At 40.3% G+C, this 24,389-nt stretch carries 22 protein-coding genes and 1 pseudogene; 18 read left to right on the top strand and 5 right to left on the bottom strand.

Going from position 1 to position 24,389, the window contains the following annotated elements:
* The 12 genes and pseudogenes from prmC (at nt 1) to AN389_RS16505 (ending at nt 12,792) form a co-directional block, all read left to right on the top strand.
* Nucleotides 1-840: a peptide chain release factor N(5)-glutamine methyltransferase gene (prmC, locus tag AN389_RS16560; RefSeq protein ID WP_055020283.1), complete on the top strand. Its 840-nt coding sequence runs from the start codon at nt 1-3 to the stop codon at nt 838-840.
* Nucleotides 841-896: 56 nt separating this feature from the next.
* Nucleotides 897-1,838: pseudogene (locus AN389_RS16555) on the top strand (DUF3369 domain-containing protein); the annotation flags it as partial.
* A gap of 364 nt (nt 1,839-2,202) precedes the next feature.
* Complete coding sequence (locus AN389_RS16550; protein ID WP_055016472.1) at nt 2,203-2,577, top strand: SirB2 family protein; 375 nt, start codon at nt 2,203-2,205, stop codon at nt 2,575-2,577.
* 252 nt (nt 2,578-2,829) lie between these two features.
* Nucleotides 2,830-3,657, top strand: coding sequence for a tetratricopeptide repeat protein (locus AN389_RS16545; protein WP_055020282.1), 828 nt, complete (start codon nt 2,830-2,832; stop codon nt 3,655-3,657).
* A 14-nt stretch (nt 3,658-3,671) separates the two neighbouring features.
* Nucleotides 3,672-4,925, top strand: a complete 1,254-nt coding sequence (locus AN389_RS20345) for a DUF819 domain-containing protein (RefSeq protein ID WP_055020281.1) — start codon at nt 3,672-3,674, stop codon at nt 4,923-4,925.
* Between the two features lie 9 nt (nt 4,926-4,934).
* Nucleotides 4,935-5,789: a 3-deoxy-8-phosphooctulonate synthase gene (gene kdsA / locus AN389_RS20340; RefSeq protein ID WP_055018788.1), complete on the top strand. Its 855-nt coding sequence runs from the start codon at nt 4,935-4,937 to the stop codon at nt 5,787-5,789.
* A 128-nt stretch (nt 5,790-5,917) separates the two neighbouring features.
* The gene (locus tag AN389_RS16530; protein ID WP_055016476.1) at nt 5,918-6,814 is read left to right on the top strand and encodes a transcriptional regulator GcvA; all 897 of its coding nucleotides are present in this window, start codon (nt 5,918-5,920) and stop codon (nt 6,812-6,814) included.
* A gap of 2 nt (nt 6,815-6,816) precedes the next feature.
* Nucleotides 6,817-7,452, top strand: coding sequence for an alpha/beta family hydrolase (locus AN389_RS16525; RefSeq protein WP_055018787.1), 636 nt, complete (start codon nt 6,817-6,819; stop codon nt 7,450-7,452).
* Nucleotides 7,449-7,817 carry a DUF423 domain-containing protein gene (locus AN389_RS16520; RefSeq protein WP_055018786.1) on the top strand — a complete coding sequence of 123 codons (369 nt, stop codon included), beginning with the start codon at nt 7,449-7,451 and terminating at the stop codon, nt 7,815-7,817. The genes AN389_RS16525 and AN389_RS16520 overlap by 4 nt, the downstream gene beginning before the upstream one ends.
* 17 nt (nt 7,818-7,834) lie before the next feature.
* Nucleotides 7,835-8,920: a 23S rRNA (cytidine(2498)-2'-O)-methyltransferase RlmM gene (gene rlmM / locus AN389_RS16515; protein ID WP_055018785.1), complete on the top strand. Its 1,086-nt coding sequence runs from the start codon at nt 7,835-7,837 to the stop codon at nt 8,918-8,920.
* A gap of 17 nt (nt 8,921-8,937) precedes the next feature.
* Nucleotides 8,938-12,252, top strand: a complete 3,315-nt coding sequence (locus AN389_RS16510) for a PKD domain-containing protein (RefSeq protein ID WP_055020280.1) — start codon at nt 8,938-8,940, stop codon at nt 12,250-12,252.
* Nucleotides 12,253-12,792, top strand: a complete 540-nt coding sequence (locus tag AN389_RS16505; protein WP_235575990.1) for a hypothetical protein — start codon at nt 12,253-12,255, stop codon at nt 12,790-12,792.
* A 49-nt stretch (nt 12,793-12,841) separates the two neighbouring features.
* Here AN389_RS16505 and cysZ read toward each other — a convergent pair whose 3' ends face one another.
* Entirely contained in the window at nt 12,842-13,555 is a 714-nt protein-coding gene (gene cysZ, locus AN389_RS16500) for a sulfate transporter CysZ (protein ID WP_200909050.1), read from the bottom strand.
* Between the two features lie 383 nt (nt 13,556-13,938).
* On the opposite strand from cysZ, the gene AN389_RS16495 reads away from it, so the two are divergent.
* The 4 genes from AN389_RS16495 to AN389_RS16480 all read left to right on the top strand — a co-directional run bounded on the left by AN389_RS16495 (nt 13,939) and on the right by AN389_RS16480 (nt 18,322).
* Nucleotides 13,939-16,203, top strand: a complete 2,265-nt coding sequence (locus AN389_RS16495; protein WP_055016481.1) for an EAL domain-containing protein — start codon at nt 13,939-13,941, stop codon at nt 16,201-16,203.
* Between the two features lie 157 nt (nt 16,204-16,360).
* Nucleotides 16,361-16,831 carry a GNAT family N-acetyltransferase gene (locus AN389_RS16490; protein WP_055016482.1) on the top strand — a complete coding sequence of 157 codons (471 nt, stop codon included), beginning with the start codon at nt 16,361-16,363 and terminating at the stop codon, nt 16,829-16,831.
* Nucleotides 16,832-16,994: 163 nt separating this feature from the next.
* Nucleotides 16,995-17,864: an MYG1 family protein gene (locus tag AN389_RS16485; RefSeq protein ID WP_055018784.1), complete on the top strand. Its 870-nt coding sequence runs from the start codon at nt 16,995-16,997 to the stop codon at nt 17,862-17,864.
* Between the two features lie 125 nt (nt 17,865-17,989).
* A complete protein-coding gene (locus AN389_RS16480; protein ID WP_055016484.1) occupies nt 17,990-18,322 on the top strand; it encodes a YnfA family protein in 333 nt (110 codons plus the stop codon).
* A 47-nt stretch (nt 18,323-18,369) separates the two neighbouring features.
* Here AN389_RS16480 and AN389_RS16475 read toward each other — a convergent pair whose 3' ends face one another.
* Nucleotides 18,370-18,975: a TetR/AcrR family transcriptional regulator gene (locus AN389_RS16475; RefSeq protein WP_055020279.1), complete on the bottom strand. Its 606-nt coding sequence runs from the start codon at nt 18,973-18,975 to the stop codon at nt 18,370-18,372.
* Between the two features lie 2 nt (nt 18,976-18,977).
* The gene (locus AN389_RS16470) at nt 18,978-19,841 is read right to left on the bottom strand and encodes an alpha/beta hydrolase (RefSeq protein ID WP_055020278.1); all 864 of its coding nucleotides are present in this window, start codon (nt 19,839-19,841) and stop codon (nt 18,978-18,980) included.
* Nucleotides 19,842-20,092: 251 nt separating this feature from the next.
* Here AN389_RS16470 and speA point away from each other — a divergent pair, with 251 nt between their 5' ends.
* Nucleotides 20,093-22,006 carry a biosynthetic arginine decarboxylase gene (gene speA / locus AN389_RS16465; protein ID WP_055020277.1) on the top strand — a complete coding sequence of 638 codons (1,914 nt, stop codon included), beginning with the start codon at nt 20,093-20,095 and terminating at the stop codon, nt 22,004-22,006.
* A gap of 3 nt (nt 22,007-22,009) precedes the next feature.
* On the top strand, nt 22,010-22,933 hold the full coding sequence (speB, locus tag AN389_RS16460; RefSeq protein WP_055020276.1) for an agmatinase: 924 nt from the start codon (nt 22,010-22,012) through the stop codon (nt 22,931-22,933).
* Nucleotides 22,934-22,998: 65 nt separating this feature from the next.
* Here speB and AN389_RS16455 read toward each other — a convergent pair whose 3' ends face one another.
* Together AN389_RS16455 and AN389_RS16450 are read right to left on the bottom strand one after the other, a co-directional pair.
* A complete protein-coding gene (locus tag AN389_RS16455; protein ID WP_146258093.1) occupies nt 22,999-23,379 on the bottom strand; it encodes a DoxX-like family protein in 381 nt (126 codons plus the stop codon).
* On the bottom strand, nt 23,366-24,388 hold the full coding sequence (locus AN389_RS16450) for a M48 family metallopeptidase (protein WP_055020275.1): 1,023 nt from the start codon (nt 24,386-24,388) through the stop codon (nt 23,366-23,368). Before AN389_RS16450 ends, AN389_RS16455 begins: the two co-directional genes overlap by 14 nt.
* Nucleotide 24,389 lies beyond the last annotated feature (1 nt).

Genomic DNA, 24,389 nt, shown 5'->3' with positions numbered 1-24,389 from the left:
GTGAGTCACACTCTTGAGCAGGCAATCGCGGTTGGTGCAAACATACTTGCACCAACAAGTGACAGTGCCAAATTAGATGCACAAGTACTGTTATTACACGTTCTTCAAAAGCCTCGCAGTTATTTATTTACGTGGCCAGACAAGCCGCTTAGTAGCGATGAGCAGCGCCAATATGATGAATTTTGTCAGCGGCGTTTAAACGGTGAGCCCGTAGCGCATATTATTGGTGAGCGCGAATTTTGGAGCTTACCCCTAGAGGTAAATGCCACGACGCTTATTCCTAGACCGGATACTGAAACCTTAGTTGAACACGCTTTAGAGCTTGCCATGCCTGAGCAAGCTAAAGTGCTTGATTTAGGCACTGGGACTGGCGCTATTGCACTTGCACTGGGCAGTGAAATGCCAAAGTGGCATATTATCGCAGTAGACAAAGTAGCAGATGCAGTGGCCTTAGCGACGCGTAATCAGCAGCGTTTAGCGATTAATAATGTGCAAGTTAAGCAAAGTAACTGGTTTAGCGCGCTGAAAAATGAGCAGTTTAATTTAATTGTTACCAACCCCCCTTACATTGAGCACGACGATAAGCATTTAAAAGAAGGGGATGTGCGCTTTGAACCGCTTTCTGCGTTAGTGGCCGATGAGGCTGGAATGGCTGATATAAAACAAATAATCATACAATCACGTGACTATTTGCTCGCGAGTGGCTATCTTTTAATAGAACATGGTTTTGAACAGGGTGAAGCTGTTCGACATTTGTTTGAGCAAATGGCGTATATAAATATTAAAACAGTAAAAGACTTGGGAAATAACGATCGTGTAACGCTCGCACAATGGCCTTAATTTGACAACAAACAGCCATGATGTGTGTTCTATAAATGCATTAAGGAACTTTTAATATGATGGGTGATTTTTTATTTTCAGATGAGCCAGAAGAGTTAGAAAGTGAAGTAGAGCTTGGCACTTGGAAAGTATTAATCGTTGATGACGAACCTGAAGTTCATGCTGTTACAAAGCTTGCGTTGAGTGATTTTGAATTTCAGAATAAACGTTTAGAGTTTTTAAGCGCATATTCAGGCGCTGAAGCAAAAGAATTAATAAATGCGCACCCAGATGCCGCTATTGTACTGCTAGATGTAGTAATGGAAACCGATGATGCCGGGTTGCAAGTTGCTAAATTTATCCGCGAAGAAGCTAACAATAATCATATTCGTATTATTTTAAGAACAGGTCAGCCAGGGCAAGCACCTGAACGTCAAGTTATTATTAATTATGATATTAATGATTACAAATCAAAAACAGAGTTGACAGCGCAAAAGCTGTTTACTGTTATTATGTCAAGCCTGCGCTCGTATCGCGATATTATTTCTATAGAACAATCTCGCGAAGGGCTTGAAAAAATCATTATTGCCTCGCGGGATATTTTTGCAACGCGTTCAATTGAGCAGTTTATGGAAGGAGTAATGCAGCAACTTACTTCTTTACTAGGCATTGCGGATCAAGCCGTTTATGCAACAACATTGGTTGCTCAAAATATTGAAGACAGTAGTAATGATAAGTTGATTGTTCGCTCTGCTACGGGAGAGTTTGAAAAAAGCGAAGGTAAAGTCTTAGATGATGTACTTCCTAGTGAGCAATTAGAAGCCTGCCATAAAGCACTTGAAGATAAGAGCATAATCTATAAAGACAACTATTTATTTGCTTATTGTAGCAGCGAGTACAATCATAATTCGATGCTATTTATATCGGGGATCCCTAAAAATATAACCGATACGCAACGTAATTTAATTGAGATTTTTTCTCAAAATGTACAACTTGCATTTGAGAACGTGCAACGCCAGCAAGGCTAGCTATTACTGTACATTAAAAAGCACATAGCGTTTGCAGCTATGTGCTTTTTGGTTTATAGGGCATAATAGCCGAGATAGTCCGTAGAGCATGTTGAACGTTAAACGGATTCTAATACCAATCCGCAATAATATCTAATCATTTTGCGGGGTTAAACGTGTCGCTATCTGCGTTAAAAAATTCTTATTTACGACTGCATGGATGCAGAAGGTAGAGCAATGCAGGAGCAATTGCCGAGAACAACTAAATAGCGAATTTTTTGTCTTGCTATCAACACGTTTTTCCATCCTCAAAATAGATCACTTACTTATGCGGATTGGTATAATAATTTTATTAAAACAAAAAGTACTGAGGCTTATGGATTATTTAGCAGTAAAACACTCACACATGGCAATTGCTATGCTAAGCGTTATTTTATTTTACATCCGCTCTTTTTCGCGTATGGGCAGTGGCAAGCTTGCCAAAAATAAATTGGTTTTTATTGGTAGTCACAGCATTGACACTTTGTTACTTATTTCTGCATTTACACTCGTATTTATGGCCAAAATAAACCCATTTGAGCAACTATGGTTATTAGAAAAAATAGTGCTTGTGGTGATTTACATTGCGATAGGTATTATTAGCGTTAAACAAACGAAAACACTGCCTAAAATTATGTATGTGGCGGTTAATACGGTGGTCATTTTAGCAATAGGGTATTTAGCAACGGCTAAATCGCCACTACTTTTATAAGAATTTCTGGTTAAGAGTCGGTGCGTGTATAATTTTTTAGACACGCACAGCACCCTAGACAAACGCTTTATTCTGCAAACGCCGCTCTGTATTTGCCAAATCCTTCACACTTTCACAAGCTACCGTGGCTGCCACTTTTTTGTAAAGCACATCACTATTCTTAATTTATAAGCCAAAGCTTTGCTGGATTGGTAACTATCCTTAAAATTAGGTAAACTATGCCTTCGTTTTTTAATAAATGTTGTAGTATTGATGACCACCCTCGGGTATGACGAACACGACGAATCTTATTTAGATGATACATATGATGAATTTACTCCACCGCCACTTTATCGGTGTATTAATGCAGAATCGAAATGGGACCCTCAAATAGACTTAGCACCTACTTTTTCTGTTTTAACTGACTTTGAACAGCAGATAAATGCATTGTGCGTTAAGCAAAAAGACCCTCACGATAGATTAGAAGCTTTACTCGATACTTTTTATAGCAAGTGGCTATTTAGTGCCTCAGGCTTAAAGGTGCCAGAGCATAAAATAAATAGTTTGAGTTACACACTCACCATGCGCAGCGGCTCTGTAACCACATTAGGAATTTTATTAACACACTTGCTTGAGCAAGCGCATTTAGACGCCAGTGTGTGTATTAATCAGGGCGATATTAGCGTGCATGTCGCTATAAGTGATGAAGAAGGCTACATTATTGAGCCGAGCAGTGGGCAACAAAGTTGGTACATCATTCCTGAAAATGCAGATGAAGAAAATGGCCAAGAGCAAGAGCCACTTGAACTTATCTATAACGATGAAGTTTATAAACTGTTTTTAGCGCAGCAAAAATGGTCGTTTATTAGCGAGAATAAATTTGGCCATGCTTTAGTTTGTGTTGAGTTGCTAATGGAGCTATTAGGCGATGACCCGTACGAGAGACGCGACAGAGGTTACTTACTCAACCAGTTAGATTGTCCTAAAATGGCACGCGATGATTTACAGTTTTTTATTGATGAGTGCCCGGACGATCCGGCAATCGAAATTATTCAGCATCAACTAGAAGAACTTGAAGATAATAATAAAACACACCATTAAGAATAGGAACAAATATGGCTGATACTCACACTGCATTAATTACTAATGATGCTGTTGTTCTGGGGTTGCTTGCTGTAATTTTAGGGTTTATTTTTAAAACCTCTAGCAGCGAAAACCCCAAACTAAAAGCATTTTATAAGTATGTACCGGCATTATTGCTGTGTTACTTTTTACCTTCTTTACTCAATACCTTTGGCATTGTTGATGGGCATAGCTCCAATATTTATTATGTTGCCTCGCGATATTTACTTCCTGCATGTTTAATTTTACTTACCATTAGTATTGATTTAAAAGCGATTATCAATTTAGGCCCCAAAGCGCTCATTATGTTTTTAGTGGGAACGCTGGGTATTGTGATAGGTGGACCTTTATCAATTTTAGTGGTGAGTGTATTTAGCCCTGATTTAGTAGGCGGCCACGGCCCAGATGCTGTTTGGCGTGGTATGACAACGGTTGCCGGCAGCTGGATTGGTGGCGGCGCTAACCAAGCTTCAATGAAAGAAATGTTTGAAGTGGGCGGCGATATTTTCTCGGTTATGGTGACCGTTGATGTGATTGTGGCAAATATTTGGATGGCTGTTTTATTACTAATGGCCGCAAACCATAAAAAAATTGATGCCGCAACAGGGGCTGATACAACCGCTATAGAAGATTTAAAAAGCCGTGTTGAGCAATACCATGCACAGCATGCTCGCATGCCGACACTTAATGACTACATGACCATTATTGCCATAGCATTTGGTATAACAGGGCTCGCTCATTTTTGTGCCGACTTTTTAGGGCCGTTTTTTGCAAACAATTATGCGTGGGCTAAAGACTACAGCTTAAACAGTAAATTCTTTTGGCTAATTGTTATTTCAACCACGATTGGTATTAGTTTATCATTTACTAAAGTAAGACAAATAGAAGCGTTTGGCGCATCAAAAGTTGCTTCGAGCTTTTTATATATTTTAGTGGCATCAATTGGCTTACATATGAACGTAACCGCTATATTTAGTAACCCAGGATTATTTTTAATTGGGGCTATTTGGATGCTAACACACGCAAGTTTAATGCTGATTGTAGCCAAAGTAATAAAAGCCCCGTTATTTTATATGGCGGTGGGCTCGCAAGCTAACGTTGGCGGCGCTGCTTCGGCGCCTGTGGTGGCTTCTGCGTTTCACCCTTCGCTTGCGCCAGTGGGCGTTTTATTAGCTGTACTAGGGTATGGTGTAGGTACATATATGGCCTACATTTGTGGATTAATGATGCAAGCAGTTGCACCTTAAGGAATTTAAATGAACAACCAAGTAATTAATATTAATAACATTGAGCTGGCAAACGACAAACCATTTGTATTATTTGGTGGTATGAATGTTTTAGAGTCGCGCGATTTAGCAATGCGCATTGCAGAGCACTATGTAGAAGTAACGTCTAAATTAAATATTCCTTATGTATTTAAAGCCTCGTTTGATAAAGCGAATCGCTCATCAATAAATTCATACCGCGGCCCAGGTATGGAAGAAGGCTTAAAAATATTTGAAGAGATTAAAAATACCTTTAATATTCCGCTTATAACCGACGTGCACGAACCACACCAAGCTGCGCCTGTTGCTGAAGTGGTTGATGTAATTCAGTTACCTGCATTTTTAGCACGCCAAACAGATTTAGTAGTCGCTATGGCTAAAACGGGTGCCATTATTAATGTGAAAAAACCACAGTTTTTAGCACCCCATGAAATGCGTCATATCATTACTAAATTTAATGAAGCGGGTAACAACAATGTTGCACTGTGTGAGCGCGGCTCAAGCTTTGGTTACAACAACTTAGTGGTTGATATGCTAGGTATGGATGATATGAAAGCTATGGCACCGGTTATTTTTGATGCAACCCATGCGCTACAACGCCCAGGCGGGCGAGCAGACTCTGCTGATGGACGCCGTGCACAAGCTGCCGAGCTTGCTCGCAGTGGCATGGCATTGGGTATAGCGGGCTTATTTATTGAAGCGCATCCTAACCCTAATGAAGCAAAGTGTGATGGTCCATGTGCATTGGCACTTAGCAAACTTGAAGGGTACTTATCGCAAATGAAAGCGGTAGATGATTTAATTAAAAGCTTTGCACCACTTGATACAAGCGCAAGCGATTTATAATTTAACACCTATTTAGGTAATAGTTAAAAAGCGGCTTAGGTCGCTTTTTTTATTCCTTTAATATACACGCACAACGATGCTGTATATAATCTTACGCATAAGAAAAACTAATTCTAAGCTTGGTTACTATGTCAAGAAGAGTCCCTCCATTAAACGCACTTAAAGCTTTTGAAGCTGCGGCACGCCACTTAAGCTTTACTAAAGCAGCAGAAGAACTGTATGTAACGCAAGCAGCAGTGAGCCACCAAATTAAAACACTTGAGGAACATTTAGGCCTAAAATTGTTTTTACGTAAAAACCGCTCGTTGTTGTTAACTGAAGAAGGCCAAGGGTACTTTTTAGATATAAAAGAGATTTTTACGCAGTTAATAGATGCTACCGAAAAGCTACTTGCTCGCGGTGCAAAGGGGTCACTTACCGTAAGCTTAACTCCTAGTTTTGCGATTCAGTGGTTAGTACCTCGGTTAAGTTTGTTTAATGAGCTACACCCTGAAATAGATGTGCGTATAAAAGCGCAAGACCAAGATGAAAATTCATTAAGTGATGATGTAGATATTGCTATTTATTATGGCAGAGGGCATTGGAGCGGGGTTCAAACTTACAAACTACACACAGAGTATTTAGTGCCTTTATGCAGCCCGCTGTTATTAAGCGGTCATAAGCCGCTTAATGAGCCAAGTGATTTAGCTCAACACACGCTGTTGCACGATACCACACGGCGTAACTGGAAAACTTGGATGAAAACGGCGGGTGTACGCAACGTTCAAGTGAATCAAGGCCCTATATTTAGCCACTCATCAATGGTGCTACAGGCCGCGGTGCACGGCCAAGGGGTAGCAATAGGCAATAGTGTGCTTGCCAAACCCGATATAGATGCTGGTCGTTTAGTGATCCCGTTTAGTCACAGTTTAGAAAGCAAAAATGCGTATTACTTAGTGATCAGAGAGTCGCAAACAGAGCTGGGTAAAATAGTCTCGTTTAAAGATTGGATGCTCAGCTTGGTTGAACAAGAACAAGAGTATTAATAATGATTGAATGGTTTAAAAGCGCAACGCAGCCGGCTATTGCACAGTTTATATTTGCACATGGTGCAGGGGCTGGTTCAGATTCTGATTTTATGCAGCAGATGGCTAAACTCATTAGTGCGCAGGGTATTGATGTAGGTTTGTTTGATTTTGAATACATGCAAATTGCTAAACAAACACAAAAACGTAGGCCGCCAGAGCGAGCCCCTAAACTGTTAGCTTATTACGAGCAAGTACTAACACATGCGCAGCCTAATTTACCGTTATTTATTGGCGGCAAGTCGATGGGTGGGCGTATGGCATCTATGCTTGCCTGTACCTCTACTCAACCGATTGCAGGTGTATTAGCGTTTGGCTATCCGTTTCATCCACCCGGTAAGCCCGAAAAGTTACGCACCGAACACTTTGCAGACATACCTTGCCCGTTTTTAGTATTACAAGGCGAACGAGATACCTTTGGCACTCGCGAAGAGCTTAAAACGCTTTCTATGCCAAAACAGCCAAGCTTTGTATGGCTTAGCGATGGTGATCATTCACTCAAACCGCGTAAAAAAAGTGGAGTGAGCGAGCTTGAAAACCGCGAAACAGCGGCGCGTGAAGCAGGTAAATTTATAGCCAATAGAGTGGAGCAATTATGATTAAGTTATGTTTACTTACAGGCAGCTTTTTTTGCATGCTGTCGGTTATGTTAGGGGCGTTTGCCGCGCATGGCTTAAAAAGTCGTTTAACTGAGTATTCACTTGGGGTATTTAAAACCGCAGCTGAGTATCAAATGATGCATGGCCTAGCGCTTATAGCCGTAGCGATTTTAATTAAGTGGGGTATTAATTTAACTATGGCGGGTGGTTTTTTTATTGCCGGTACGCTGCTTTTTAGTGGCAGTTTGTATTTATTAGCCCTCAGCGGCATGAAGTGGTTAGGGCCAATAACCCCATTAGGTGGGTTATGTTTTATAATTGGTTGGGTTGTTATTTTAGTGCAAGTTGCACGATTTAAGTTTTAAAGAGTTTAAGGGTTAATATGTCTAGTGTTGTGATTTATTGTCGTAGTGGTTTTGAAAACGATGCGGCTGCTGAAATAACGTTTCATGCTGCCGAGCAAGGTTTTGCCGGCTATGTTAAAGCCAAACCAAATACCGGCTACGTGATTTATGAATGTTTTGAAGCGCAACACAGCGACGAAATAATCAAAAAGGTCGACTTTAAAAATATGGTATTTGCGCGCCAGTGGTTTGCAGGTACGTTGATTGAAAATATGCCGGTAGAGGACCGTGTGACGGCATTAAAAGAAGCCGCAAAGGATTTTCCATTGTGCAGTGAATTGCGTGTAGAAACCCCCGATACTAACGAAGGCAAAGAGCTGCTGACCTTTTGTAAAAAAATATCAACACCACTAAAAAAAGCACTTGAAAAACAAAACACGGTATTGCGTGAGCCAAAAGCAAACCGCCCAGTGATGCATGTACTATTTTTAGCCAATAATGCCGCGTATGTAGGGTATTCGTATAGCTATAATAATTCGCCATTTTTTATGGGTATTTTACGTTTACGTATGCCAAGTGATGGACCGAGCCGCTCAACGTTAAAACTTGACGAAGCCTTTAATGTTTTTATTCCTGAGAAAGAACGTGAAGAGCGAGTACAACCAGGCATGCGAGGGGTTGATTTAGGTGCTTGCCCTGGCGGTTGGACCTATCAATTAGTGCGCAGAGGCATGTTTGTGAGCGCAATAGATAATGGCCCAATGAACGATAGTTTGATGGAAACAGGCCAAGTTAAACATTTTAGAGCCGATGGTTTCAAATATCGCCCAGAAAAAAGAAATATTAATTGGTTAGTGTGCGATATGGTGGAAAAACCAACCAAAGTGACTAATCTAATGATTGACTGGGCAGTAAACGCATACGCCAAAGAGCTTATATTTAATTTAAAGCTGCCTATGAAAAAACGCTTTGATAGTGTTTATGAATGCCTGACGATGATCAAAGAAGAGCTTACTAAGTACGGTATAACCTATGAGTTGCAAGCAAAGCATTTGTATCATGATCGTGAGGAAATCACCGTTCATTTAAACGTTGTTAAGGTGCCCCAAAATTTGTATAGCTAAATCATAGAGGCATAAAAGTGGTATTAAATAATGTTTACAAATGGCTAGGATTACTTTTTTTATCACTTTTAATAGCCGGTTGCGGAGGCGGGGGCAGTGATGGTGACTCCTCAGACAGCGGTTCAACTGCTAATACTGCCCCTACCGTTAGTATTGATGTTAGCAGCAGTGTTATTGTTGCTAACCAAACCTTTACCATTACAGCTCAAGCAAGCGATAGCGACGGGCAGGTTTCTAGTTACCAGTGGCAGCAGCTATCGGGGCCTGAATTTACCTTTACAGCCAATGGCAACACACTCACGGTAACTGCCCCAAATGTAAATACTGACACTAATTTTAGCTTTTCGGTGCTAGTAACCGATAACGACGGGGCGACAACAGAGCAGGTGTTTTCAGGCACGGTTACTGTCCAAAACACGCCTCCTACGGTAAACATTACAGGCCCAAGCAGCGCACTGGCTAATACCCAAGTGAGTTTAACGGCTAATGCACAAGATATCGACGGCACGATTACCAGCATAGTGTGGGTGCAATCTGCTGGTTCCTCTATTGAATTTAGCCAAACCGAAGGTGTATTAAACTTTACTGCACCGAATGTGAGTGAAAACGAAACGCTAGGTTTTACTGTTACTGTAACTGATAATGCAGGAGGCACTGTGCAAGGCAGTGCAACGGTACTTATTACGCAATTAAACAGTGCGCCTAGTATTACCTTAGCAGGGCCTGAGGAGGCAATGCAAAATGAGTCAGTCACAATAACAGCCACTGCGCAAGACGACGATGGCACTATTAACGAAATAAGCTGGCAGCAAACAAACGGCCCCGTGGTCGAATTTACGCAAACAGAGTTTAGTATAACGTTTATTGCCCCCGTAGTTGCTCAAAATACTAATATTACCTTTCTAGCCACAGTTAAAGATAACGACGATGCAACTAACAGTGCCCAAAAAACAGTTGCTGTGGTGCCGCCAAATACTCCACCTGTAGCTGATGATGTAAGCCTTGAAGTGGAGTACAACTTAAGTGCTGAATTTAATTTATCAGTAAATGACATCGATGGGGATACGGTACAAATTATCTTTCCAGATGATTTAGAAGGGGCACAAGTGAGCGTTATTGATGCCCAAGCGCTGCGCTTTAGCTATACACCGCCTGTAAATAGTATTTCTGCAAAAAGCTATACCCTGATAGCCAGTGACGGTGAAGACAGCACTAATTTTTTACTTAATACGACAATTGTTGATACCAGCGCAGCAACGGTGACAGAAATAACACCTAATGGATCAGATGAACCGGTATTGGTTGACACCCCCCTTAGCATTACGTTCTCTGATGTAATGCGCAGTAGTTCGTTAACTGTTAATAGTAGCGCGGGTAGTTGTGAAGGCAGTATTCAGGTATCAAGTGATGATTTTGCAACCTGTGTGGCATTGAATTTAGAAAGTATCTCTGATGGGCCAGATGAATCGAATGAGTATTTTAAAAGCGTTAACCTAAGCGCTAATTTTTTAGAAAACACGCTATACAAAGTCCGCTTAACTGATCAGTTAGTAAATTTCTTCGGCACTGCTTCAATAGCTGGTCAAGTGAGTGAGTTTACTACGTCTACCCAAGATTTAAAAATAACTGAAATCATATCGGTTCAATTTACTAATGATACGCCCTGGGTTGAGATTTATAATGGCACTGGAGAGGCTGTTAATTTACAAAATTACTCATTAAAAACGCGCGCAATTAATATGCTTGATAGTTCAGTAAGCGCCGAGCAAGTATTTACTTTACCCAATAAAGTAGTAGAAAACGGCAGTTATATTTTACTGCAAAGCCGCTTTGGTGATGAATTTTTAGCCAGTGCGGCACTTAATAACCCTAAAATTGTGCTGGTGGGTAACCAAAGCGATGAACTACGTCCTTATTGGTATATAAATGGCTATGCAGAGCTATTAAACAGCGCAGCAACACAAACAATCGACTTTGTAAAATTTGGTAACTCTAACCAGCAACCAGTTAGTGCCGCGCAGTGGCAAGGCGGCAATGCGCCAGCAATGCAGGCTGAACAAGGGTCAAGTTTAAAACGAGTGCTTAATGCAACAGATACTAACCAAGCAGGCGATTGGTCTTACTCAGTTTTTAATACGCCTGCAGGGCAAAACGATGTTACCTGTGATACCGATACTGATTTAGATGGTATTCCAGATTGTGCTGAGCAAGAAGGCTCAACCTTTGGCGGGCTACCCTTATATGAATGGGGAGCACGTGAAAATCAAAAAGATATATTTATAGAAATTGATTATATGGACAGTACAGATCCAGGTATTACGCCACAGCGCATAGCACTTGAAAAAGTAGTGAGTGTATTTGCATCTAATGGTTACATGGTTCACTTTGATGTGGGCGATTTGTTTGATCAAAGCACGGGTATTTCTACCGCTAACTTTGATTTAGGGGGCGGTACAACCGTACCATTTAACAGCTACACGCCCTTTGAATATGATCAAGGCACAGCTAATTTATTTGCTTATAAAATGGAATATGCCGATACAACGCGCCGTCCGATTTTTCATTATTTATTAATGGCAAACAGTGGTAACGAAGACGGCAGCATTAGTGGCTCGGGTATTGCTGAAATAAGTGGTAATGACCTAATGTTGACCATGGGCGGTTGGGGGTTATCGGTTGATGATCAAACATCACAAAATGTGACGAACAATTACCAAGCATCTACTATTTTTCATGAGTTAGGCCATAATTTAGGGCTTTACCATGGTGGCGATGAAGAAGTGAACTTTAAGCCAAACCATTTAAGCTCAATGAATTACTTATATCAATTAACGGGGCTTGCAAGCATAGGCAATAATGAAGGCGACCGTTATTACGATCGGTTTTATACCAATAATATTAATTGTGACCTTGTACCAAATACTAATAATCAAACGGGCTCGACAGATGACTTTATAATTGATTATTCAAACGGTAGTGCTGCAGATATAAATGAAAGTGCTATTGAAGAAAGCGCCGGGTTAAATAGACCAGGCTCCGAGGCAGTTGATTATAATTGCAATGCAATATTTGGTGATACATTGACTAACTTTGATGCAAACCAAGACTCGCAAATTACTGTACTTACCGACGCTGACGAGTGGGGCATGATCAACTTGCAGTTTTACTCGCAAAGTGCAGGCAATCGATTTGGTGTTGCCAATACAATGAGCCATAAACAGTATCAACAACAACGTGTTCAAGCTGTTTCTACTTCATTGCCTAGCTATATAAAAGAAGCAGCACCAAGCGAGGTTATAATCAACCAAATTAAAGCAATTAAAGAGCACTAAATGAGCTACCGATTTATAAAAGCAGTCCTCTTGCAAGGTGCTATTATTTGTTTTATCGCTGCGTGTAGCCAAAACGCCACACATAACACTGGTAAAAGCCATGATAGTGAATGGTTACTAACTGATGCACTTTATTATAATAACAAGCCAGTAAATTGGCAGCAAAGGCGTGTAAACGGGTGCAGGACGTGTTTAATACAAAAAGACTCTGTACTACAGCCCGAGGGCATAACGCGTTTTAATACGCTTTATAAAGAAGGTGAGTGGATTGCAGTGCAAGAGCAAAGCAGTTTAAATGTTATAAGGTTAAAACTGCCTTTGCACACCCCCTATTTGTATGTTGAGCAATTAGCAAACGGCGAGCTTAAACTATTTAATCAGCAGCATACTTATAAAACTAAAATAGGCGAAGTCATCAACATAACGTTTGAAAAGCAGTTATTCTCGATAGTGATCACTGCGTTTATTTTACAAGATGAAAAAAATGCACCACTACCAAGGCGCGCTAAATTAAATTACACAGCACTTAAATTGAAGTAGGTAAAATAAAAGCACCATAAGGTGCTTTTATTAATTGCTATAGTGTTATTTAGCCCACTCGGTATTTAGAGCGGTAATTATCTACCCACAAACGGGTAGCGCCACACACAGCAACGGGCATAACAATTAGGTTAATAAATGGGATTGCAGTGAGTAGCATAACAGCAAAGCCAAAGCCATAAGATAAGCCTTGCTTAGACTTTAAATCGTCTTTCATTTGTTTAAAGCCTACTTTATGGTTATCGAAAGCGAAGTCTTTGTATTGCACAGCATACATCCAACATGTAAATAAAACCCATAATACTTGGCCAATAACGGGTAAAATCCACAGCAAAATAAAAAAGCCAATAGCGCGGGGTAAGTAATAGCAAAGCTTTGTCCACTCTCTGCCTACCATGCGGGGTATGTCTTTAACTAAATCAGCAAAACCGTCGTCATTTATTTTTTGACCTGTTAAATAAAGCTCAACTTTTTCACTGAGTAAGCCATTAAATGGTGCGGCAATAAAGTTGGTTATTACGGTAAAAAGCATACTGTAGCTAAATAGTACAACAAGTATTGCTATAGGCCACATTAGCCACTCAAGCCAACTAAGCCACTCAGGTAACATGTTGTTGATATAATTAAAGCTGTCGCTTAGCCAACCAAATAAAAAGAAGAGTGAACTACCAAACAATAAAATATTTAGTAAAAGCGGGATAAGCACAAAGCGCTTAAGGCCTTTTTGGCTAATTAATTTAAAGCCCGAAAAAAAATATTCCATACCTTGTATGATCTGCACAGTAACCTCAAAAAAATACTCATATCTGCATGCAGTATAATTAGACTGATAATTTTGAACAGCCTTTTTAAGTAACAAAGTGTTAAACCTGCAAAATTTTTAAAAAGTTGATGAGTGTCTTAGTTGGACTGCTTTGTTAACAATGTTTATTTTTTGTTGCAAAACAATGTGAGCTTGACGCATACTAACACTGATATTTAGCTATTTTATTAAAAACAATTTCTTTAATCGTAATAATAAAACTCGCGTTGTAAGTTTTTTAACTATACTCACTTTAAATATACGAACTAAGAGCAGGAAGTTATTGATGCACTGCTTTTTTAAAGTGCTTAATAACTTAATAGTACCTAGATGCATGGTGAAGTATGAATACTGCAAAACTAAAACAATTGTTATCTCACCAGCAGAATATATTATCTAAAATTGCGTTAGGTATAGCTTTAGATGATGTTTTACAAGATATTTGTTTAGCTATAGAGCAGATCATTGAAGACAGCTCGGCAAGGTGCTCTATACTTTCTTTAACGGGTAATCAGTTATTTCATCGTGCTGCCCCAAATATCGACGATGGATATTTAAAGGCAATAAATGGTTTATTTATAGGCCCTAACGTTGGATCTTGCGGCACCGCTGCTTATAAAAACGAACGAATTATTGCACCTGATATTAACCTCTCACCTTTATGGGAAGGTTTCAAAGAGTTAGCGCAAAGCTATGGTTTATACTCTTGTTGGTCATCCCCGATTGTGTCAACCACTGATGAAATATTAGGCACGTTTGCTATTTACCACGGCACCCCTAAAGCACCTACACAACAAGATTTAGAGCTTATTGACTATTTTGTACACTTTTCCAGCATAGCACTTGAAAAAAACGCAGAATCGCTAAAAGCTAGGCAGCTAGTTGCAGACCTGCAAAAAAGTAATGAAAAATTTAAAGCGTTTACGCAGGTGATGCCCGATCTTATTTTGATTTTGAACGAAGAGGGAGTCTATACCGATATTTATGGCACCTCGAATGATTTATTACTCGAATCATCGAATGATTTGGTTGGTCAAAGTGTAAAAGATTTGTTCCCTGTAAAAGATGCCGACATGATTATGGGGGTTATCAAAAAAACCATCCAAACTAATGAAATGCAAGTATTTGAGTACGATTTAAAAGTGCCTAAGGGCCACATTACCTTTGAAGGTAGAGCGGCCGCACTTAACAACTACCAGCCAGATAATCCAAAACTTAAACACGTAGTGTGGATGGCAAGAGATGTGACACTACGCAAAAAAGCCGAGCAAGAAGTGCAGCGGCTTGCTTTTTTTGATCCTTTAACTGGGTTACCTAATAGGCGCATGCTCAGCGACAGCTTAAAAAAATGTGTAGAGCGTATTAAACGCAGCAACAAAACGGGCGCACTTTTGTTTTTAGATGTTGATAACTTTAAACGAATAAATGACTCACTAGGTCACGGCGCAGGCGATCAAGTACTAAAAGAATTGGCAAAACGCTTAAGTGGCGTATTAAGAGCATCAGATACGTTAGCGAGAGTGGGGGGCGATGAATTTATTATTTTACTCGAATACATTGGTGAGCATAATCACCAAGCCTGTGTTGAATCTGAAATAGTCGCAAAAAAAGTGCAAAGCGTGTTTAACGATAAGTTTTCAATTGGGGAGCTGGCATTTCAAGTGAGCTGTAGTATAGGCATTTGTTTAATCAACGAAGAGCACACAATCACCGATAACATATTAAAATTTGCAGATACCGCTATGTACCGCTCCAAAGAAAAAGGGGGAAACAGCTGCAGCTTTTATGATCCTAGGTTGCAAACATTACTTGAAAAACAAGCTGAATTAGAAACCGATATTGTAAGGGCCATTGCAAATAATGAGTTTTGTGCGTATTTTCAGCCGCAAATAAATATGCAAGGGAATTTAGTGGGTGCAGAGGCGCTGATTAGATGGATTCATCCAGAAAAAGGGGTTATCGCGCCCAACCAGTTTATACCCATAGCAGAACAATACGGTTTGCTCCAAAAACTGCAAAATATAGTGCTTCGTAATATTTGTAGCCTTATCAATCAACTTAGTCAAAGCAATATGATAGAAGAGCACTTTAGTGTATCTATAAATATTAGCCATATACAGTTTAATTCGTCGCAGCTTACCCGTGAGCTATGCTCTACAATTAAAGAGTTCAACATAAAGCCACAACACATAAAACTTGAGATCACAGAAACCATGTTGTCGGGTGATATAAACAGCACAATAAAACAAATGGCTGAACTACAAGAACGTGGATTTGTGTTTTCAATTGACGACTTTGGCACTGGCTATTCGTGCTTAGCACATTTAAATGCCTTCCCTGTTCAGGAAATAAAAATTGATAAAAGCTTCATTGATAAAATTTTAGATAAAGGCAAAGGCTTTAATATTGTTAATACGATTATAAGCCTTGGTAAAAGTTTAGATATTACTGTGGTCGCCGAGGGTGTAGAGCAAGAGGCGCAGTTTGAGCTACTAAACTTGCTCAATGCAGATTGCATACAAGGCTACCTAGTTGCAAAGCCAATGAACAGCAGCAATTACCTTAAGTGGCATGCCCATCAATTAAAAAAGCAAAGCCTAAGTGCTTAGTAGCCTGAACGTTGTTTGCGCTCATTTAGCTAACGTTTTAATAAATCTATTTTTACCTTATTAAAACATTTTGTTTAAACAACACTAGGAACACATGTCGTAAATATATATTATGAACTTATTATAACGATTCAAAATAAAAAATGGACGACAAGAGATGCAGTTAGTCGAATTAACCCCTAAGGATCCTGATGTAGTTAATGTGTTTGCAGATATAGATAGACTGATAAACTCGTTATATCCGGTGGCTACAGCCCAATCTCTTAAAATAGAAGAATTAAATAAAGACAACGTTTACGCAATTGGTTTAAAAAATGAAGATGGCATTATTGCTTGTGGTGCTATTGTTAAGCAAAATGACGGTACGCTTTATGGCGAAATAAGGCGCTTGTACGTTAAACCAAGTTACCGAGGTAGAGGCTTTTCAAGACGTATCATGCAAAACTTGCTGCATTATGCCGGCGAAACAAAAATTCCACTCATTCGTTTAGAAACGGGCCCTAAGCAAACCGAATCAATTAGTTTATACGAGGATTTAGGTTTTGAGCGCTGTGCAAGCTTTGGCTCGTATAAAGATAACCCACAAAGTGTATTTATGGAGCTTGGTCTAAGCCCTGAGCCAAAATAAAATTGCTAATTTATTCCTTGCGCCTGCCCTTTAATGGGGGCGCAAAAAATACTTCACTATTTTTCATTGCGCTGTTCGTATAAAATTCGCCACGTAAGTTTTAATCTGCATTTAGCACTTCATAAGTGAGAATTTTATCTTTTTTAAAAGTAGCCCAAAACCAATGAGCGATTTAACAGTAGTAACCCACAGCGGTAATTTCCATGCCGACGATGTGTTTAGCATTGCGGTACTTAAGCATGTATTGCCTGCCTTTAACTTAGTACGAACTCGCGATAAAGCCATAATAGAAAGTGCCGATATTGTTGTTGATGTAGGTGGCGAATACAACCCTGACACAGGACGCTTTGATCACCACCAACGCGGCGGCGCAGGCGAGCGCGAAAATGGCACGCCATACTCGTCATTTGGCTTAATTTGGAAAAAGTATGGTTTAGCACTGTGTGATAATAACCAAGCGGTGGCTGATAGAGTAGACACTGGTTTAGTCTCTACTATTGATGCAATAGATTGTGGTTACGTTAAAGGTGTGGTTGAGGGCATAACGCTTAGCCAAACGCTTTCTATGTTTAATCCAACATGGGAAGAGGAAGGCAACTTTGATGAATGCTTTGATGAAGCCGTTGAGTTTGCAGCGCGTTTATTAACCCGTTTTATTGCCTCAGCAAAGGGAAGCATTAACGCCAAAGATATTGTTGCAAAAGCAATAGAAGAGGCAAAAGATCCCCGCGTGATTATTTTAGAAAAATACACACCATGGAAAAAAACAGTACACCATTTATCAAGCGACGCTTTATTTATGGTTTACCCTTCGCAAAACGGCCAATGGATTATTCAAACTGTACCAGTAGAGCTTGGCTCGTTTGAAGACAGAAAGTCACTGCCTAAAGCGTGGGCTGGTTTATCGGATGAAGAGTTTCAAGCTGAAACAGGCTTAGACGATGCTGTATTTTGCCACAACGGTTTATTTATAGCCGGTACTAAATCGTTCGAAAGTACAATGAAGCTGGCTGACGCGGCCTTGGCCGAGTAACTTGTTTTGCTTAAATATGGGTAAAGAGTCTTTTACCCATATTTCACATTATATTTTAGCTAAGTAACTAATTTGCAGTTACTTAGGGTTATTATGTTCTTGTTATTTAAATTACGTGAGGTTTTATGTTTGAAGTAAAAACTATCGCGCTATTTATTATTACCGCCCTTGCTGAAATTATTGGTTGTTACTTACCTTACCTTTGGCTTAAAGAAGATAAATCCATATTCCTTTTAATACCTGCAGCAGTCAGTTTAGCGCTATTCGCGTGGTTGCTAACGTTACACCCAGCAGCCGCTGGACGGGTGTATGCCGCGTATGGCGGCGTGTACATATGTGTGGCTTTACTGTGGTTATGGGCTGTTGATGGCGTAAAACTTACAATGTGGGATTTAGTGGGCGGGGCGGTTGCCTTACTGGGTATGGCTATTATTATTTTTGCGCCTAAAAGCGCTTAAAAAGTAAGTCATATTAAAGGTGAAAAACGCCTTACAGGCTACTGCTGTTAACGCATATATCGCTCAATTAAATTGCCAACTACTTTTTTATAAGTAAGCGCTAAAGCTGGATTGTCTATTAAACTTGTTTGTACAACATGCCCGGTATATAAGCCATAAAACTCATACGCAAAAATACTCGGCTCTTTGTCTTGGCTAAAGTAGCCTTGTGCTTGGCAGTTAACTGCAAGTTTAGTGAGGTAGTTAATCATTTTTAAATGTTGGTCTTGCATAAACTGCCTTACCAAACAATTGGGGCTCGCTTTAAATTCTACCGACGCTTTAATGAGCGGGCAGCTTGCCTGCTTACCAGGCGATACCGTATCTAAAAAATTGAGCCACTCAAGCCAGCGTTGCTGAAAATTATTTAAATGAATTAACGCATCTTCATCAACAGATATATCAACAACCTGTTTTCTAAACTCTTCTTCGGTGTAGGCCAAAATAGCCACTTGCATATCTTCTTTATTGGCAAAGTGTGAGATCACCCCAGTACGCGACATGTTAGTGACTGCCGCTATTTTCCCTATCGACAAGCTATATAAACCATGTGCAGCCGCATAGGCCATTCCTTTGTGCAGTATATTGCGCTTAGTGCTCTCACTTTTTTTCATTGTTAATCCATAAAGCGTGTTATTTGGTCGTACACGTATTGGCTTTTTAAAATGCGTACGTGCCCAAGCTCCTGTGTGGCCATAAGTGTTGCGGGTGTGTTCTCAGTCAATAATTTTATTGCTTCAAAGCTTGCCACTGAGTCATTTTTATCATGAATAAACAACATGTTTTCGTTTATTTTATTTTTAGAATGGTCAGGGTGAAGGTTTTGCCAGTTAATACCATATTTGTCTGAGACCTTATTAAGCATGTTTTCTAGCATGAGCTCAGAAATCCCCACTTGCCTAACTTTTGCAAACATGGCTTCAAATATTTGTGCAGGGGCAGAGATAAACACAATTTTTTTATTTTCTAAATAATGAGGCGCTAAGTTTAACAAAGCAACACCGCCCATAGAGTGTGTAACGACTCTATTAATGGTAATGTTTTGCCCATTAAAGTACTCAAAAGCCGCTGTTAGACCCTGCATATACCCGTATAAGTGCGAGGTATTGCCGTGCGAATAGCCATGGCCTATGTGATCAATTGAGTAAACATTAAAGCCTTTTTCAAGTAGTTCGTCTATTAAAGTAGTAAACCGATTAGTGCTGTCGGCCCAGCCATGAGATAAAAATACCGTTTTAGTGTTTTCGGCTTGGCTAAAATAGTACAGGTTTACTGCACCAAGCTCGGTAGTAAGCTTAATATTAATTGGCTGTATACATGTTCTAAATTCGTATTGGCGTCGGCTATGCGGATTACAAAATACCTTCATGGCAAGGCGGGCACTGAGTTTAGGAAATGTTTTGGTCAGACCAAAAGTGGCAGCCTTTGTTATTTTAGAAAATTTAGGTGGCTTGTTTTGATTAAAATAAATTTGTTTCATGTTTATACCAAATAAGTACAGTTGTTCTATTTTATATTAAAAAAGTACAGCTGTACTTATTTTTTTAGCTGTGTTGTCAGCTTGCTTTTCTAAAGGCGGTTAGCTGTAAAAAGCTATGGTGTAGGTGTTTTTTCTCAACACTAAAAATCACTCGTTACGAGTAAAAATACTTGTTGGACTTAACAGTCTATTTTTCTTTTAATGCGCGCAGCTCGCCGAACCGGCATTCATTAAACAAAAGAGAAAGATAAATGAAAGAGACAACATCACTAGAACAAGCTCGCACGAGTTACAATGTTCGTCATTGGAGCCAAGGTTTTTTTGGTATTAATGATCAAGGTGATGTGTATGTTGCCCCAAAGGCTCACGCCCCAGAGCAAACTATTGCACTAACAGATATTGCAAAACAACTTCAAGAAAAGGGCTTGAGCTTACCGGCTTTAGTGCGCTTTCCACAAATTTTACATCATCGTGTGCACAGTTTATGTAGTGCGTTTAATACCGCGATTGAAAACTATGGTTACCCAAAAGATTACTTATTAGTTTACCCAATTAAAGTAAACCAACAGCGCGAAGTGGTTGAAGAAATAGTAGCAAGCCAGGCTGAATTAGAAAAAAAACAATTAGGGCTTGAGGCCGGCAGTAAACCAGAGCTATTAACCGTTTTGGCAATGGCAGAAAAAACCAGTGCGGTGATTGTATGTAATGGTTACAAAGACAAAGAATACGTACGCTTGGCCCTTATTGGCGAAAAATTAGGCCATAAAGTATACATAGTGCTTGAAAAGCTTTCTGAGCTCGACATGGTACTTAGCCAAGCAAAAGCGCTAAATGTTAAACCACGCATTGGCATTCGTGTACGTTTAGCATCGCAAGGCAAAGGGAAGTGGCAAGCAAGTGGCGGTGAAAAATCTAAATTTGGTTTATCAGCGTCGCAAGTTTTGCATGTAGTCAATCGTTTAAAAGAGGCAGACCAACTTGATTTAATGCAACTAGTGCATTTTCACTTAGGCTCGCAAATGGCAAACATTCGCGATGTGCGCTTAGGTGTAAGCGAAGCCGCGCGCTTTTACTGTGAGCTACGCAAATTAGGTGCACACATTGAGTGCCTTGATGTTGGGGGTGGTTTAGCGATTGATTACGATGGTACGCGCAGCCAATCGCATAACTCTATGAATTACAGCTTAGCTGAATATGCAAATAACATTGTGTACACCATTGGTGATACCTGTAAGCAGTACGCGCAGCCCATGCCGACGATTATTTCTGAGTCGGGGCGTGCACTAACGGCGCATCATGCAGTGCTTATTTCTAATGTTATTGGTACTGAAAGTTACACTCCAGAGGAGTTAGTAGCACCAGTGGCAGATGCACCTCTGTTATTAAAAAACATGTGGGCATCGTATGTGCAATTAACCGGTTTAACGGATGACCGTGCACTGATTGAAATTTATCACGATAGCCAAGGTGACTTAGCAGAGGCGCATAACCAATTTGCACTGGGGCTTTTAGATTTAACGCAGCGTGCGTGGGCAGAGCAAGTTAACTTACGTATTTGTTATGAGCTTAACAAAAACATGGATAACAAAAACCGTTTTCATCGCCCAATTATTGACGAGTTAAATGCGCGTTTAGCCGATAAGTTTTTTGTAAACTTTTCGCTTTTTCAATCATTGCCTGATGCGTGGGGGATTGATCAAGTGTTTCCGGTATTGCCATTAAGTGGCTTAACCGAAGCACCAAAAAAACGTGCGGTATTACTTGATATAACCTGTGATTCAGATGGCGCACTCGAGCACTATGTTGATGGTCAAGGCATTGAAAGCACATTACCCGTGCCTGAGTACAGTGTAGATAAACCTTACTTAATGGGCTTTTTCTTAGTGGGAGCGTATCAAGAAATTTTAGGTGATATGCACAATTTATTTGGCGATACGCACAGTGCTATTATCAATATGGATGAGCAAGGTGTTGCCAGTATTAGCGAAATAAATCAAGGCGATACGGTGGCCGATATGATGCGCTATGTGCATTTAGATGTTGAGAGCTTTCAACAGTCGTACGCGCAGTTAGTGTCTGCAAAAATAGATAAAAATGAACAGCAAAGCGTTTTAGACGAGTTGCAAAACGGCCTTAGTGGCTACACGTATTTAGAAGAGTTATAAGCAATGCCTAGCTTGTTTGGTCATGTTGACCACTCATTGTATTCAAACGGGATGACGTTTCTACGTCGTCCTATGGTGCAAAACATCAATGCCATTGATGCAGATGTTGTTGTATTAGGTTTACCCTTTGATTTGGCAACGTCGGGTCGCCCCGGTGCACGCTTAGGGCCAGATGCAATACGACGTGCGTCAGTGCATTTAGCCTGGGAAGACACTAAATACCCGTGGACATTTCCTTTATTTGAGCGGTTAAGCGTTGCCGATGCCGGAGACTTTACTTATCCGGTAGGCGATCCGGAGTATTTTACGGCACAGTTAGAAATGGCCGCAGAGCAAATACTTCGCCAAGGTGCAACGCTGTTAGGCCTTGGTGGCGATCACTTTGTAACGCTTCCGCTATTGCGCGCACATGCAAAGATACATGGTAAAATGGCACTGGTTCATTTTGATGCGCACACTGATACGTACAGCAATGGCTCGCGTTTTGATCACGGCACTATGTTTTATCATGCACCGATGGAAGGGCTGATTGATGTAGAGCACAGCATACAAATTGGTATTCGCACCGACTTTGACCAATCAAAGCATGAGTTTGCAGTGATTGATGCAATGCAAGCTAACGATTTGCATGCCAATGAAATAGCAGCGCAAATACGTGAGCGAGTAGGCGACTTACCCGTTTACCTAACGTTTGATATAGATTGTTTAGACCCGGCATTTGCACCAGGTACAGGTACTCCCGTGTGCGGTGGTTTAACATCTGATAAAGTGCTTAAAATACTACGCGCACTTAAAGGTATAAATATAATCGGAATGGATGTGGTCGAAGTATCACCGTCGTACGACCAAAGTGAGCTTACTGCTATTGCTGCAGCAACCATTGCCAGTGAATTATTGCATTTGTGGACACATAAAAATAAGTATTAACGCTATAAGAGAGCACTACAAAAAAGGTATGGGCAGGCATACCTTTTTTATTTTAAAGATACCGATTATTTAGTAATTTCTTTTAACCAAATAAAACTTAATCCAATAAGCGGCAGGTTAGTAGTTACTGGGTTAAATGCTTCAATAAGTAATTGTGGCTGCATTGCTACTACAGCGAGTAAAAGGCCAATCAACGCTACGATATTTAAAATAACGATATGCTTATGTTTATAAAATACCAATAAACACAAACCAAATATAATTTCGCCAACACCCGCCGAACGTGTAATTAAGTCAGACACTTGTGCTGAAAAACCTGCACTGCCAGTCATCAATTTTTCAAGTGGTGCAATATGATACAGCTTTGGGAAAAAGCCGTGGTATATCCAACTAAGCCCCACAATATAGCGGGCAAGTTGGATATAAACCGTGTTATTTTCTGGCATTATTAATGCGCTCTTGTGCACTTGGGTGGCTTGATAGGTATTCGAGCAAATTATTCACCTTTTCAAGGTGCTCATTTTCACTTGTATGGGCACTTTGCAGTGCTTGTATGGCATCGGCAAAATCATTGCTCGAATAACCCAAATGCTCAAGTTGAATAAGCGCATAGCTATCTGCCTCACGCTCCATATCACGCGAAAACCCTTGCTGTGCAAAGGTAGCACCGGTGCCAAGTGCCACTTCTGCTATGCCTTCTAAGTCGCCAAATATCACAGCAAGTACAATGGTACTGGCTGCCGACTGCGCGGTCATGCGTACACTATGCTGGTGGACTACATGACCAATTTCGTGAAGTAATACCGCTTTTAACGCGTTGGGTTTATCAGCTAATAAGTTAGCTAATTCATCAGTGACCACTATGCGCCCGTGAGGCATTGCAAATGCATTCGCTCCAAAGGCCTCTGATTTATAAAACGACAACCTATAAATAGATGGCTCAAGTGAGAGTTCATTAAGCATGGTATTAAAGTATTGTTGTACTTTAATTTGTTGCTCATTAGGCAGTTCGCTTTCATCAAGTGCTAGCTTTTCAATTATGGTAAAGCTTTGTTCACCCATCTGCTCTACAACACTACGCGGCAGAGTATCAACACTATAAACGGCAATAGTGGGCACAACTTTATAAAGCATTAGCCACATAAAAAGCGGTGTAAAAATAACAGCCGCGATAATGGCCCATTTACTTTTTTCAAGGCGCTCGAGTCTATCGAGTTTATTCGTTTTAAAAGGCCAGCGATAATTTACATCAGTAGGAATAAAGCGGCTACCATCATTAAAACACAGTTCGTCAGCAAGACCGGCAAGCCCTGGGGTGAGTGTTATATCGCTTATAGCGTAGCTTGAAATAAGCTGATCATCATGGCTAATTGCAACTAAGGAGTCGCCAATATTAGCGACTCCTTGTTGATAATTGCTTGATGCCTTGGGGAAGTAATGTCCCTGTACGTGCATA

It is taken from the genome of Pseudoalteromonas sp. P1-7a (assembly GCF_001401855.1).
GTDB lineage: Bacteria > Pseudomonadota > Gammaproteobacteria > Enterobacterales > Alteromonadaceae > Pseudoalteromonas.
The sequence above is the reverse complement of the archived record's forward strand: the minus strand, read 5'-3'. Positions and strand labels throughout refer to the sequence as shown.